Source organism: Stanieria cyanosphaera PCC 7437 (assembly GCF_000317575.1).
Lineage (GTDB): Bacteria > Cyanobacteriota > Cyanobacteriia > Cyanobacteriales > Xenococcaceae > Stanieria > Stanieria cyanosphaera.
Window position 1 is genome coordinate 3,359,354 of the sequence record NC_019748.1, and the last position, 14,486, is coordinate 3,373,839.

Sequence of the window (14,486 nt, forward strand, 5' to 3'; positions counted from 1 at the left end):
AATAGCTTATTCTCTCCCCAGTATATATTTCCTCGGTAAGATGAAGTTAAAATCGGATTATTAGATATTCTATAAGGATTAGTAATTTAGCTCTATTTAATTTGTAATTAATCTATCTATAGTAATGAGTAAAATAAGCGTTGTTTTAATTGAAGACCATGACCTTAGTCGTATAGGTTTGTGTGCTGCTCTCAAACAATATTCGGATATAGAAATTGTTGATAACGCTGCTAATGGTACAGCAGGATTACAAAAAATTAAAACTCATCAACCCGATGTAGCTTTAGTAGATATTGGTTTACCCGATATTGATGGTATTGAAATAACCCAACAGTTAAAACAATACCAATCCGAAACAGATGGTTTTAAAACTAAAATTTTGATTTTAACCATGCATGACAGTGAAGATTCTGTCATGGCTGCTTTTGCTGCTGGTGCGGATTCTTATAGTCTCAAAGATGTCAGCATGGACAATTTAGTTCAAGCAATTCGTACTACTTATGAGGGTAATTCTTGGATCGATCCTGCGATCGCTAGAATTGTCTTAAAACAAGCTAAGACTACCAAACCTGTTACCCTTGCCTCTGGAAAAACAGCAGCATCAAATCAGGAAGCATCTCATTCTCAATCAATTGATGCTGTTGAGGAAGAATATCAACAATTACTAGAAACTTATCCTTTGACTGACAGAGAATTAGAAGTACTAGAATTGATCGTAGCTGGCTGTAGCAATGCTGAAATTGCAGAAAAATTGTACATTACGGTTGGTACTGTTAAAACCCACGTTTGTCATATTCTGAACAAGCTTTGTGCTGATGACCGAACTCAGGCAGCAGTCCGTGCTTTACGTGCTGGTTTAGTAAAGTAAAGCACAGTAAGTTGAAGTGGGCTTTGCCCACACTACTTTAAACTATTAAATTTCTGCACCTGATTTAGGTTCTTGTCCAGCATCAATCACAGCTTCTCTTAAAAAAGTAATTTGCTGTTCAAAATCGCAGGCTTCAATGTCAGATAGCAATTTTTGAATACTACCACTAGGTTCATAATTTTCTGGCATAGGAATAATAACACCTTCTTCCATTCCTTGAGCCAAATAATACCAAAATAGTAATTTAGTATTTTCACTAAGAGAACCGTATTCCCGACCAATTAAAGAATCTTGTTTTTCTATAATCTGACGCTGTACTTGTAGTTGTTCTTCATGGGATAATTCTTTGACTTGATTAAACAATCCTTTGGCAATTTCATCTCCTGCTGCACCAGGCGCAGCGGGAGTAATCGAAGTTCCCATTTTAGTATAAACGTACCACAGAAAAGCTAATTTTTCATCAGTACTTAATCTTTGATAAGCACTCAACGCGGATTGTACTGTTGCATCAACGTTGCTAGATACCATAATTTAATCTACTCCAAGTTTATAAATCTTGACTTTTCACTTACTTAATAGAGTAATTAATGGTTTTAGCTAAAAATAACTATAGAAAGACAGAAATAAAAAACAAGATAATTAATTGCTTGCAAGACTACAGATAGATGCGAAGGTAACTTAAAAATAAATAATGATAATCTTAATGAAGTTTGTTTGTATTATTAAATGTTTTAATATCGCTTGAGATCAAAGAGTAGTTTTTTTACTATGAATAAATGTTGTCTTTACTAACTTGAACTTTCTTTCCTAATGCAGCAAAGAAAATTTTTTTTCAACTTAGTATTGCTAATTAATTTATAAGCCAATCCATCAAAGTGCTTCTTTGCCACTTAAGGAATGCCTTTTTTGTTATTCAAAAAACAGAAGAACATGGCAAAGCAAAAGCAAGAGTTTGACGATCTCGACAACGCCGAGGCACAAGGGGATGAGTTTACTTCTTCTAGTCGCGAGTGTAAACCATTGATTTTAGCAATAGATGATGACCAAGATAACTTATTATTTCTCAGTTATATTCTTATTGCGTTGCAATATAATTGCATAACTACTAGAAGTAGCCAGGAATTTTTATTACTGGTTAAACAGCTTTTACCAGATTTAATTTTAGTAGATTTAGTCTTACCAGAAATGAATGGAATTGATCTAATTTATCAAATAAAACAAGATTCTCAAACGTCTCACATTCCTATTATTGCCATCACAGGTTTAACTAAAACTGATGACAAAATACAAGCCAAACAAGCTGGTTGTGACGATTATCTTGTTAAACCATTTTTAATTGAAGACTTGGAAGTGATCTTAGCTCGATATTTCTGATGAAATTGATCAAGTTAGATTGAACTGTTTAAGGGTTTTTGTCGTTCAAAAATTACAATTGCACTTGTACAATTAGATTCGAGAGTTGTATCACAAAGAAAGTCAATTACTTTGACATTCATAGCTTCTTCGATGATTGAGCGAATTTGCGGTTGAATTGCATTATCAATTACTTTTCTAACTTGTTTAGCGAGACAAATTTTTTGGTGATTATTGAGTATTTTCTCTGGTGCTGTGACAGTTCCTTCGAGAATGACAATTAAAGTGCGCTCAAACAAATAATAAGATATATTGTCAAGCTGATGTTTAAGTTGATTTTTATAAATACTTTTGATTTTAGGAGATAAAATGTCCTCCAATGCTTTTTTATTAATTGACTGGTTACTCATTTTTTTAAAATATTTAAATGGTTTTATGATCAATAAAGAAAAACATTAATTTTTTTTATAAATAGTATTTCTAACCTTCAATTTATCTTTAAATTAAAATTAGGAATCTTTACTGTTTTAACTAGAAACTATCTGTGAGGTTCGTTCCTAGCGTCAAGATCAACTAGTATTTGACACACTTGATGTCCGAGTAGGCTGATTACAAAGCAAATCACGTCTTAAAAAAAAAAGCCTGAGTTAACTCTTAACTTTAGGAATAGTATCAGGATTACGTACTTGAGGAGTTTGATCAAGTACTGCAATCATTCCAGTTCTACCGGTTTGCAAAGTTGCGTCACTAAGCAGATCGATAATTTTTACTTTAATAATTTCTTCTACTACTTGTTTTAGTTCTGGTTGAATGGCATCATCTAATTGAGAATGAACTTGTTCAGCTAATTCTTTTTTGCCCTCTTTGACTAAAATTTGTTCTGCTTGAGTAATAGATTCTTCAATAATAATCGCTAATTTTTGGTCGAAAAGTTGACAAGTAATTTTTGAAGGTTGATGTCCTAAACGATTACGATAAAAAGCTTGCAATTTTTGGGAAATTTGGCGTTCTAGTTGTCCACGAGTGGGTAAAGTTTCTGTCATTTTTATCCTTTTTTATAGACTATTATCTTAAAGTTAAAACCTTCATATTTTAAGTTATAAGGTAACAGTGTAACTATATAAATAAAAAAAGAAATTATTTTTTAGATAATTTTTAAACTTTTTATTCAAGTTACTTGCAGCTAATTTTAGTTTATTCAGAATTAAACATAATTGTTAAAAAGTTACAAGATATTAATCTTTTAAATATTTAGATTTAAAACATACTATAATAAGTTAAGACTATATTATATACATTAACTTACATATCATTTTTTATAATAATTAAATAGGCACTAGACACCTCAAAATCTTAAAATTAATTCACTTTAAAAGAATCTATCTTAAGACAGATTGATAATATATAAAGAGTTAGATGCCGAATTTATTTAATCATAGCTAAGATGAAAATTAATTGAACATCAATTATTTTTAGGTCATTAATTTATGAATTTACTTTTAGAAGTAATCACACAAGAACCCCACTTTCCTGTTGCAGCAACCATCAGCTTAGTTGTAGGTTTTATAGCAGCAACAACTATTGGCTCTATTGCCTGGTATAACTCCAAACGTCCTCCAGGCTGGGAAGATAAAGAGCGTCCAGATGTTGTTCCTAAAGTTGATAAATAACCGTAACATTATCTTATTGCCTTAAAAATTTATTTTTGTACTTTAAATTGGATTCAGAACTCATGACAAATTCAGCAGAACATCCCGATAACTACGATCGCATTATTACTCCTGCCGAAACCGCAGCACGTGTAGAAAGAGAAAAAGAAAATTTTAAACAACTTCCTGAGCAAGAAGGAGATTTAGATACTACCGCAGGATATACTATAGACCGAGAAGGCTTGGCTAACAATTATGCGATCGAACCAGAAATGTACGTTGAAGAACCAGGCGATTTAAGAGAAAAAGAAGAAGCACTTAAACAAGAACGTGCTGAAGAATTGGAAGAAATTAATAAACCAGATAATCAACAACAGGAAAAAGGACAAGGAATTATTTAGACTAAACCTAAACTAATTTTTATTTAGTTATTTACAATTTAGCTCTAAGAATTGAATTAGTTCTTAGGGCTATTGTTTTTTTGATTGGCAATCAAGTTTAAATTACCCCAATTCTCCCAATTTTTTGTTTGATAACTACCAGGGCAAAATTAAATATAAAATAAAAACTCTTATTTCTCTCCTTTGCTTTCCTCCGTTTTATAACTATGAATTCTCAATATTTCTGAAAAAAGTTGTTGGAGTAGATTTGGTTCAAAAGCAAAAATTATTTAAGTTTCATACCTGAGATAGATCGTCTGTGAAATGTTAAAAAACTACTGTAAAAAATAAAAGTGTTTTTTCTAGAGCGAAAAAAATTAATTCAACTCAAAATTAATGAATCAAACTCAAAATGAAATTCTACAACAAAATCTTAATACCTTGACAATCATCATCAGACACTGGTTGTTAATTTTAGAGCAACTAGAAATTTTGCAATCAGATTTAGAAAATGTTCCTCTAGAATTAGAAATTCTTCAACAACAACTTGAGCAGCTAGAATCTTATCAAAGATTTATTGGGCATAATTCTGTAGACAAGTACACGCCAAACAAGAGTCGCAATCAGGAAGAACTTTTTAAGGCTGCATCTTCTTTATCTCAACATCAACAAATTTATGGAAGAATGCAAACTCTACTAGAAAGTTTTGATCATTCTATGATTCATTGGATCGCTTTAGAAGAAAAAGTTGCTAATCTAATTGCCTTGCGAGAAGTTATTGAAGCTCTTCAAGAAAGAATTTATGACCATATGCCATCTGATTTTGGTGAAGAATTATTAAAGCTCAACCAGGTTCATCAGATTCCCACTCAATCAAAACCATCTAAATTAAATGAGCGAGGAGATTCTCGGTGGCGCAAATATGTAGTAAAGATTGGTAATTTTACTTCTAATAAGCTGGCAATGAGTCTAATTATTTTGGGTTTATTTTTTGGTTGGGGGATCACAGACTATATTTTAAATAAAGAAAATTTAAACAAACAACAGAATAATGAAGTTAATAGAATAGAAAAACCTTCATCCAATCAAAAATGATTTATTTATTCTTTATTTTTCATCTTTATCTTTAAATTATAAACTTTTATTGAAAATACCAAACCAAATTATTACGCTCAATTTCGCAATTATTAAGCTTCCGTTACAAAAAAACATAAGTGTTTAAGATTTACTCATCTAATTGCACTAGAATTGCACAAAATTCTTGATTGAATGATGATTAGTCCAAAAGTCATGGGGCTGTCTCTGGAATAAACGCCAGATTTTATGAGCCTCGCAAGGTCTTGAAATTGCTTCAGGACTTAGCTGAGTTCCTAATTCAAGAATTACCATTACTTTCATTGTTGAGTTAACTGAGAAACTAAAGCATTGAGTTCTGCTGATTAACTCTCTTCAAGATAGCTCTGAAAGTTAGGGATTCAGCTTTTCTAAATTTTATTGGATACAAATCAAAATTCAGGAGAAACGTTCAATGTTGGATGCATATACTAGGGTTGTATCTCAAGCCGATGCTCGTGGCGATTATGTTTCCTCATCTCAACTAGATGCTCTCGACAAAGTAGTTGCAGATGGTTTAAAGCGGATTGATGCTGTTAACCGCATTACTGGTAGTGCTTCGGCTATCGTAGCTAATGCTGCTCGCGCACTATTTGCTGAACAACCTCAGTTGATTGCTCCTGGCGGTAATGCTTACACCAACCGTCGTATGGCAGCTTGCTTGCGTGATATGGAAATCATTTTACGCTATGTAACTTACGCTACCTTCACTGGAGATGCTTCTGTACTCAACGACCGTTGTCTCAATGGTTTACGTGAAACTTATGTAGCTTTAGGAGTTCCTGGTGGTTCTGTAGCTGCTGGCGTACAAAAAATGAAAGACGCAGCGATCGCTATTGCTAACGACCGTAATAATATCACTCAAGGTGATTGCAGTTCCTTAATGTCTGAAATTGCTGGCTACTTCGATCAAGCAGCAGCAGCAGTAGGTTAAGCTCAGACCCCTGATTACCAGACAACATTTCTCGAAAACTAAGCAAAAGATAGGAAGATAAGTAAAATCATGAAAACTCCATTAACTGAAGCAGTAGCAGCAGCAGATTCTCAAGGTCGTTTCCTCAGCAGCACCGAATTACAAATCGCTTTTGGACGTTTACGTCAAGCTAAAAGTGGTTTAGAAGCAGCCAGAGCTTTATCCTCTAACGCTCAAGGTTTAGTTAACGGTGCAGCCCAAGCTGTCTACAACAAATTTCCCTACACTACTCAAATGCAAGGCAGTAACTATGCTTCTACCTCAGAAGGTAAAGCTAAGTGTGCGCGTGATATCGGCTACTATCTCCGCATGGTTACCTACTGCTTAATTGCTGGTGGTACTGGCCCAATGGATGAATACTTAATTGCTGGGGTTGCTGAAATCAACAGCACTTTTGACTTATCTCCAAGCTGGTATGTTGAAGCTCTCAAGTACATCAAAGCTAATCATGGTTTAAGCGGTGATGCTGCTTCTGAAGCTAACTCCTACATCGATTATGCAATTAACGCTTTAAGCTAGAGTTACTCTAGTAGCTCGAAATAGCAGGTAAGGATTGAGCAATTTTTGTTTGATGATTGCCTGTGATTTCGAGCAATTTTTTAGAAAAATAATTTAGCAAAATTTAGGAGGATCGCTAGTGGCAATTACTACAGCAGCATCTCGTCTAGGAGTTTCCGCCTTCAATGAAACTAATCCTGTTGAACTGCGCCCCAACTGGAGTAACGAAGATGCTAAAGTTGCGATTAGGGCAGCGTACCGACAAGTTTTAGGCAACGATCATATTATGGCGTGCGAACGTCTAACTAGTGCAGAGTCTCTCTTGTGCAATGGTTCGATTACAGTAAGAGAATTTGTTAGAGCCATTGCCAAATCAGAATTATACAAAACAAAATTTTTCTACAACAATTATCATCCTCGTTCGATTGAGTTAAACTTCAAACACTTGCTCGGTCGCGCTCCCTACGATGAATCTGAGATTATTGATCATCTTGATCGCTATCAAAATGAAGGTTTTGAAGCAGATATTGATTCTTATATTGATAGTGACGAATACACTCAAAACTTTGGTGATAACGTTGTTCCCTATTATCGCGGTTTTAACACACAAAAAGGTCAAAAAACCGTCGGTTTTACGCGGATGTTTCAACTTTATCAAGGCTATGCCAATAGCGATCGCGCTCAAGGTAATAGTGGTAGTCCCCGTCTAACTTACGAATTAGCTCGTAATTTGGCAACTCCAGTACGTAATGCCCAGATCGGTTTCGCACTTGCTGGTACAACTGCCGATGAACAAGGAAAAACCTATCGTTTAAGAGTATCTCAAGCAGCAAAAGGACGTTCACCTCAACTGCGACGCAGTATTAACGAATACGTAGTTCCTTATGATAGGCTTTCAGCTACTTTACAAAAATTAAATAAAAGTGGCTGCCAGGTTCTCAGCATTACTAAAGCTTAGACTCACAACATTGTTAAACATCTAAAGCTAAGGAAGAAAATCAAGTGGCAATTACAACTGCAGCATCTCGTCTGGGAGTTTCTGCCTTTAACGACAGCAAACCCTTAGAATTACGTCCTAATTGGACTCAAGCTGATGCTCAAGCCGTGATCCAAGCAGTTTATCGCCAAGTGCTTGGTAATGACTATATTATGGCTTCCGAGCGTCTAACAGCAACAGAATCTTTACTTTGCAATGGCTCAATTACAGTTCGTGACTTTGTGAGGGCTGTAGCTAAATCAGAGTTATACAAAGAAAAATTCTTTTACAATAATTTCCAAACCAGAGTAATTGAGTTAAACCTCAAACATTTACTTGGTCGCGCACCTTATGATGAATCTGAGGTAATTTACCACCTCGATTTGTATCAAGAAAATGGTTTTGAAGCAGATATTGACTCTTATATCGACTCGGAAGAGTATACAGAAAATTTTGGCGATAACATTGTTCCCTATTATCGTGGTTTTAACACTCAGACCGCCCAAAAAACCGTTGGCTTTACTCGAATGTTTCAATTATATCGAGGTTATGCCAATAGCGATCGCTCTCAAATAGCAGGAACTACTTCTCGTTTAGCTAGAGAACTCGCTCTCAATAGTGCTTCTGCGGTAGTTGCTCCTTCAGGTGGTAGTGGAGGTTGGGCATATCGACCTTCTCGTCAAGGACTGACTCCTGAGCGAACCTTCAGAAACTCTAATAAAGAGGGTCGTATTTATCGGATCGAAATCTCAGCAATGAATTTGCCTAGATATCCTAAAGTACGCCGTGTTAGTAGAGCTTTATTAGTTCCTTACGAAGAGCTATCAGCAACTCTACAAAAAATTAACAAAATGGGTGGTAAAGTAGCGAGTGTCACCTTGGCATAGGTTTATTTAGTCTTCTCTACTTTTTTAACCCTAAATGATTAGGAGATATTAACAAGATGTTGGGTCAATCTGTGCTGAATGGTAGATCTAGTTCACCCGCAAACAACCGTGTTTTTGTTTATGAGGTAACTGGATTAAAACAAAACGAAGAAACCGCTCGTAATAATTATTCTTTCCGCACCAGTGGTAGTGTTTTGATTCAAGTTCCTTACCATCGCATGAATGAAGAAATGCTGCGAATTACTCGAATGGGAGGCACAATTGTCAATATTCGTCCTCTTGGTTCGCCAGCAAGTAATGATGCTGATGAATGATTAATCAGTCGTTTGTCCTTGGTACTTTTATTTGTGATTCAGTTACGAAGGGCAAATGACATTTTAAAAATAATTAATTAATAATGAAAAGTGCCAATGGTTGCTACTATTCAATCTTCTCTCAGAGAACGCCAGCACTATTTAATTCATCAATTAGCCAATTGTATTGAAGAACATTGGCAACAATACCTTACTTTATCTCCTTACCAGATACCAGAAGACCTTGGTTATGTTGAGGGAAATTTAGAAGGAGAAAAACTAATTATCGAAAATCGCTGTTATCAAACTCCCGAATTTCGCAAGTTACATTTGGAGTTAGCTAGAGTAGGCGATCGCTTAGATATTCTTCATTGTGTCATGTTTCCTCGTACCAATTATCCCCTACCTATTTTTGGAGTAGATTTAGTAGGCAGTCAAGGTCAAATTGGTGCTGCGATCGTCGATCTTTCTCCTGGAAATACTAAGGGTATTTTAGCTCAAAACTATCAACAAGTTTTAGCTGCTCTTCCTGCAGTTCAATTTTCCCAACCTCGGCAATTACCTGCTTGGGGAGACATTTTTTCAGAATTTTGTTTATTTGTGCGTCCGATTAATAGTCAAGAAGAAGCTTTATTTTTAAAGCAAGTTAATCACTTTTTAACTCTTCATTGTCAAATAGCAATTACTACTCCTGCTGTATCGTCTCCAGTCCAACAAAGAGAAATTCTGAAAGGACATCATTACTACTGTACTAAACAGCAACAAAATGACAAAACTCGACGAGTATTAGAAAAATCTTTAGGCAAAGCATGGACGGATCGATATATGACTACGATGCTTTTTGATGCTCCGTAGTAGTCAGTAGGGACAATCGCTACGCTGCACCGAAAGGTGGCATGAATTGTCCGTACACCAGTGAGAAATTAACAATCAACAGTTAACTTAGTTTAAAGATTGAGTTTAAGAAAGCTTAACTTTCGTAAAAAAATTTAGTAAAATTTAATTAAGAATTAAAAAAAAACAGTTTAGTTATGGAGCGAATAGGAAAATTTCAAGGAGAGAAATTATTCCTCCAAGCTATATTTGAACGCTCCTTTGAAGCAATTACGATTATCGATCACCAAAATCGTCTGGTAGAAGTAAATTCTTCTGCTTGCGAGCTATTTGGTTTAACCAGAAAAGAATTGATTGGTAAATCACTGGTTAGCTTGTTTACCTCTCCTGTAGAGCAAAAATGTCAACAAAGTGCGTCTTCAAATACTGTACTAAAAGGACTATTCCTTAACCAAGGAAAAACTATTAAAAAAGCCGACCAAAAGACCAAACAAAATCGATTGGAGGAACAAGTTTCTTCTGCTTGCCCTCTTGAAGAAGTTCAGTTTCGCCATCCCAATGGCATGATTAAAACGGTAGAATATAGCCGAGTTGAAGAGTTATTACCCAATTACAACTTATTGGTGTTTCGAGATGTGACCAATCTCAAGCGAGCAGAAGAAGAATTGCAACGACAACATCAACGAGTCAAGCTATTTTCCGAAGTTACCCTTAAAATTCGTCAATCGCTACAACTCAGAGAAATTCTTCAAACTGCTGTCAATGAAGTCCAAAGAATTCTGAAAGCAGACCGAGTTTTAATTTATCAAGTTTTGGCTAATGGTACAGGTAAACCAATTAGCGAAGCCGTTTTACCTGAATATGCGCCTATTTTAGGAATTGAATTTCCTGAAGAAGTATTTCCCAAAGATTATCAAGAACTATACGCAGCAGGAAGAGTACAAGCGATCGCAAATGTTCACGATCCCCAGATGGGTTTGGCTGAATGTTTGGTCGACTTTATGGAGGAATGGAAAGTTCAAGCTAAATTAGTAGTACCCATTTTACAAAACTTTAAATCTCAACACGATCCTCTGTGGGGTTTATTAATTGCTCATCAGTGTCAAACAACCAGAACTTGGACAGATTTTGAGTTGGAATTGATGCAACAGTTGGCAGATCAAATTGGAATTGCTTTATCTCAAGCAGAGTTACTCGAAAACCTAGAAGAATTGGTTACGGAACGTACCGCTAAATTACAGGAAGTCAACAGTAATCTCCAACAAGAAATTAATGACCGTCTCGAAGCAGAAGCAGCCTTAAGACGCAGCGAAGAACAGTTACGTTTGATTGCCAATGGTTTGCCCGTGTTAATTGCGTACGTAGACAAACAACAATGTTATCGCTTTAATAATGAAGCTTATCAAACTTGGTTTGGACTCTCTCCTACCAAAATCTATGGTTGCCATCTTCAAGAAGTTCACGGCGAAGAAGAATACCAAACTATTCGTCAGTATATCGAGTCTGCTCTATCAGGACAAATGGTTACTTATGAAAAGGACAGTATCTTTCAGGATGGCTGTGTTCATTCGCTTAATGTTACCTATATTCCTCATCTAAACCAACCAGACAAAGATCAAGTCCAAGGATTTTTTGCCCTCAGTAGTGATATAAGCGATCGCAAAGCAATTGAACGAATGAAAGATGAGTTTATTTCGGTAGTCAGTCACGAACTTCGGACTCCTCTGACTTCGATTCATAGTTCTCTCAAAATTCTTGCCACAGGAAAATTAGGTAATCTTTCTCATAAAGGACAACGAATGTTGAGAATTGCCGACGAACAAACTGAGCGGTTAGTGCGATTAGTGAATAACGTCCTCGACTTACAAAGTATTCAGTCAGGCAAAATCAAAATGAAGAAAAAAGCCTGTAAAGCTACCGAATTGATGATTGAGGCAGCCCAAACGATGCAAACAATGGCACAAGAACACGGAGTGAAGTTATTTGCAGAATCAGTAGCTTTTGTGGTGTGGGCAGACCGTGATTATATCGTCCAAACTCTCACCAACTTATTAAGTAATGCGATTAAATTTTCTCCCTCTCATAGTACAGTTTGGTTATCGGCAAAACTAGAAGCTCAAGAACCAAAAACCGCCATTCCCTTCGTTACTTTTGAGGTAAAAGATCAAGGACAAGGAATTCCTGCTAATCAACTAGAAAATATCTTCGAGCGTTTTCAGCAAGTAGACTCTTCCGATTCTCGGAAAAAAGGAGGAACTGGTTTAGGATTAGCGATTTGTCGTCACATAATTGAAGAACACGGAGGGAAAATATGGGCAGAAAGTAGTTTAGGAGGTGGCAGTACTTTTTATTTCACCTTGCCTGCATTAACCCAAAAAGGAGGTGATGATCATCAACGATAAATGTATTTTACTAATTGATGACGAAGAAACCATTCAAGAAGTGGTGCAAGTGGGAATTGAGATTGAAGTTGGTTGGCAAGTATTGATTGCTTCTTCTGGTTTAGAAGGAATTGCTGTCGCCCAAACTCAACAACCCGATGCCATTTTACTTGATGTTATGATGCCTGAGTTGGATGGTATTTCTACCTTATCTGAGCTAAAAGCGAATCCAAAAACTCAGTCAATTCCAGTGATATTTCTCACGGCTAAAGTTCAAGCTGCTGAAAAAAATCAATTACCAGGGTTGGGAGTAGCAGGTGTAATTACCAAGCCTTTTAATTCGATGAATCTTGCTAGTCGAATTGCTTCTATTTTGCAATGGAAAATCTAAGTTGGTTCTGGGAGGTTTATTTTAGTTACGGATGAGAATTTTATTAGTTGATGACGATCAAACTTTAATTGATGTCCTTTCAAGAAGTTTAGCAGAACAAAATTACGCCGTAGATGCAGTTACCGATGGAGAACAAGGTTGGCTCTATGGTTCAACCTATAACTACGATTTAATTATCCTCGATTGGTCTTTGCCTAAGCTCGACGGGATTAGTTTATGTCAGCGTTTTCGTGCCAATGGCTATGAAATGCCGATCTTGTTACTTACCGCTCGTCATGGCAGCCAAGATAAAATTAAAGGACTTGATGCAGGAGCAGATGATTATATCTGTAAGCCTTTTGATCTTGACGAATTAACGGCTCGTATTCGTGCTTTATTGCGTCGTCTCAACTGTGACTTTTTGCCCGTATTGAGTTGGGGAGAATTGCAACTCGATCCCTGTAGCTGTGAAGTTACCTATCAAGGAGAGATCTTATCGCTGACTGCTAAAGAATATAGTTTATTAGAATTATTTTTACGTCATAGTCAAGAAGTTTTAAGCATTGAAGAAATAATTGAAAGTTTATGGTCATCAGCAGAATATCCAGCAGAAGCAACTGTGCGCTCTCATCTTAGATACTTACGACAAAAACTCAAACTAGCTGGTTTACCCGAAGATTTGATTGAAACTATACCTGGAAGAGGATACTCTCTTAAATCTTTACCCCAAGAAGAGCTTTCTGTCGAGCTAGAAACACCAGAAATTAAGCGATCGCGTCATTTAAACGCTTTAAGTGCAGCTTGGGAAAAATATCGCTCCAAAAGTCATCAACAATTAGGAACTCTAGAGACAATTGTAGCAACTTGGCAACAAAGTGATTTTAACGATAGCGATCGCAAAAAGGCTTTATTAACTGCTCATAGTTTAGCTGGTAATTTGGGATTGTTTGGTTTTGATGAAGCTTCTCAGTTAGCTAGAGAATTAGAACAAGTACTGAGTGATGAAATTAATCAAGAACGAATCTGGCAAATAGAAGCCATTCTTCAAGTTTTACGTCAGGAATTGGCAGCAGAAGCGAATCCTTCGCCTCAAATTGCCTGTCAAATTCAAGAACATTCTCCTTTTCTCTTGATTATTGATCCTGACCCTAAATTGAGCGAACAATTAACTGAGTATGCCAACAGCAAAGGCATTAAAACTTTAGTTTTAACTAATCCAGAATCAACTAGAATTTGGCTTGAACAACAGTCATCAGAACAACTTCCCGATGCTGTTTTACTAAAACTAGCCTTTAGCGAATTAGAATCCAATCTTCATTCTCGATGGGATAATTTATCTTTAATTGCTGAATTAAGCTTACTTGAACCTTCTATCCCGGTCATTGTTTTAGCAGACCGCGATCGCTTTGAAGACCGACTTCAAGTTGCTAGACATGGAGGATATTTTTATCTTAAACAACCACTAACCCCCACAGAAATAATTAGTTTTTGCCAAGAAGTTTTTCAACGTTCTTCTCAAGGCAAAAAAGTCATGATCGTCGATGATGATCTAGAATTATTAGAAGTTTTACCCTCTCTATTACATCCTTGGGGATTTAAACTCACTACCTTGCACGATCCTCGACAATTTTGGGACGTACTTCAAGCAGTCAATCCTAATTTACTGGTGCTAGATATCGAAATGCCCCACTTGAGTGGCATTGAACTATGTAAGGTACTGCGAACTCATCCTTATTGGCGCAAATTGCCAGTAATGTTTCTTAGTATTCATAACAATGTAGCTATGCGCAATCAAGTTTTTGCTAGTGGTGCAGACGATTTTGTAGATAAACCAGTAGTAGCTAAACACCTTGCTAATCGTATTCTTAATCGTTTGGCTTAAGATCAATATATTTTAATTGAGGTAAATAA

General features: G+C 36.1%; 17 protein-coding genes. 14 read left to right on the top strand and 3 right to left on the bottom strand.

Annotated elements, in window-relative coordinates; genetic code table 11:
• The first annotated feature begins 124 nt into the window (after nt 1-124).
• Complete coding sequence (locus STA7437_RS14465; RefSeq protein ID WP_015194135.1) at nt 125-868, top strand: response regulator; 744 nt, start codon at nt 125-127, stop codon at nt 866-868.
• A gap of 45 nt (nt 869-913) precedes the next feature.
• Here the strand turns inward: STA7437_RS14465 and STA7437_RS14470 are convergent, their stop codons facing one another.
• The gene (locus tag STA7437_RS14470) at nt 914-1,396 is read right to left on the bottom strand and encodes an orange carotenoid protein N-terminal domain-containing protein (protein ID WP_015194136.1); all 483 of its coding nucleotides are present in this window, start codon (nt 1,394-1,396) and stop codon (nt 914-916) included.
• Nucleotides 1,397-1,798: 402 nt separating this feature from the next.
• On the opposite strand from STA7437_RS14470, the gene STA7437_RS14475 reads away from it, so the two are divergent.
• Nucleotides 1,799-2,242: a response regulator gene (locus STA7437_RS14475; RefSeq protein ID WP_015194137.1), complete on the top strand. Its 444-nt coding sequence runs from the start codon at nt 1,799-1,801 to the stop codon at nt 2,240-2,242.
• 14 nt (nt 2,243-2,256) lie between these two features.
• On the opposite strand, the gene STA7437_RS14480 is transcribed toward STA7437_RS14475, so the two are convergent.
• Both STA7437_RS14480 and STA7437_RS14485 read right to left on the bottom strand, forming a co-directional pair.
• Nucleotides 2,257-2,631 carry a DUF2294 domain-containing protein gene (locus STA7437_RS14480; protein ID WP_015194138.1) on the bottom strand — a complete coding sequence of 125 codons (375 nt, stop codon included), beginning with the start codon at nt 2,629-2,631 and terminating at the stop codon, nt 2,257-2,259.
• Between the two features lie 237 nt (nt 2,632-2,868).
• Nucleotides 2,869-3,264, bottom strand: a complete 396-nt coding sequence (locus tag STA7437_RS14485) for a DUF2294 domain-containing protein (protein ID WP_015194139.1) — start codon at nt 3,262-3,264, stop codon at nt 2,869-2,871.
• A 444-nt stretch (nt 3,265-3,708) separates the two neighbouring features.
• On the opposite strand from STA7437_RS14485, the gene psb35 reads away from it, so the two are divergent.
• The 12 genes from psb35 (at nt 3,709) to STA7437_RS14545 (ending at nt 14,457) form a co-directional block, all read left to right on the top strand.
• Nucleotides 3,709-3,891: a photosystem II assembly protein Psb35 gene (gene psb35, locus STA7437_RS14490; RefSeq protein WP_015194140.1), complete on the top strand. Its 183-nt coding sequence runs from the start codon at nt 3,709-3,711 to the stop codon at nt 3,889-3,891.
• A gap of 62 nt (nt 3,892-3,953) precedes the next feature.
• Nucleotides 3,954-4,271, top strand: a complete 318-nt coding sequence (locus STA7437_RS14495) for a hypothetical protein (protein ID WP_015194141.1) — start codon at nt 3,954-3,956, stop codon at nt 4,269-4,271.
• Between the two features lie 375 nt (nt 4,272-4,646).
• Entirely contained in the window at nt 4,647-5,345 is a 699-nt protein-coding gene (locus tag STA7437_RS14500; protein WP_015194142.1) for a hypothetical protein, read from the top strand.
• A gap of 433 nt (nt 5,346-5,778) precedes the next feature.
• On the top strand, nt 5,779-6,297 hold the full coding sequence (locus STA7437_RS14505) for a phycocyanin subunit beta (protein WP_015194143.1): 519 nt from the start codon (nt 5,779-5,781) through the stop codon (nt 6,295-6,297).
• A gap of 69 nt (nt 6,298-6,366) precedes the next feature.
• A complete protein-coding gene (gene cpcA, locus STA7437_RS14510; protein ID WP_015191541.1) occupies nt 6,367-6,855 on the top strand; it encodes a phycocyanin subunit alpha in 489 nt (162 codons plus the stop codon).
• A gap of 118 nt (nt 6,856-6,973) precedes the next feature.
• Entirely contained in the window at nt 6,974-7,792 is an 819-nt protein-coding gene (locus tag STA7437_RS14515; RefSeq protein ID WP_015194144.1) for a phycobilisome linker polypeptide, read from the top strand.
• A gap of 44 nt (nt 7,793-7,836) precedes the next feature.
• Nucleotides 7,837-8,697 (top strand): phycobilisome linker polypeptide, encoded by an 861-nt coding sequence (locus STA7437_RS14520; protein ID WP_015194145.1) that lies wholly within the window; start codon nt 7,837-7,839, stop codon nt 8,695-8,697.
• Nucleotides 8,698-8,753: 56 nt separating this feature from the next.
• Nucleotides 8,754-9,011: a phycobilisome linker polypeptide gene (locus STA7437_RS14525; RefSeq protein WP_015194146.1), complete on the top strand. Its 258-nt coding sequence runs from the start codon at nt 8,754-8,756 to the stop codon at nt 9,009-9,011.
• A 96-nt stretch (nt 9,012-9,107) separates the two neighbouring features.
• Nucleotides 9,108-9,845, top strand: coding sequence for a phycocyanobilin:ferredoxin oxidoreductase (locus STA7437_RS14530; RefSeq protein ID WP_015194147.1), 738 nt, complete (start codon nt 9,108-9,110; stop codon nt 9,843-9,845).
• Nucleotides 9,846-10,021: 176 nt separating this feature from the next.
• Nucleotides 10,022-12,226, top strand: a complete 2,205-nt coding sequence (locus tag STA7437_RS14535; RefSeq protein WP_015194148.1) for an ATP-binding protein — start codon at nt 10,022-10,024, stop codon at nt 12,224-12,226.
• Entirely contained in the window at nt 12,216-12,596 is a 381-nt protein-coding gene (locus tag STA7437_RS14540) for a response regulator (RefSeq protein WP_041620051.1), read from the top strand. Before STA7437_RS14535 ends, STA7437_RS14540 begins: the two co-directional genes overlap by 11 nt.
• A gap of 31 nt (nt 12,597-12,627) precedes the next feature.
• Complete coding sequence (locus STA7437_RS14545; protein WP_015194150.1) at nt 12,628-14,457, top strand: response regulator; 1,830 nt, start codon at nt 12,628-12,630, stop codon at nt 14,455-14,457.
• The last annotated feature ends 29 nt before the right edge of the window (nt 14,458-14,486 follow it).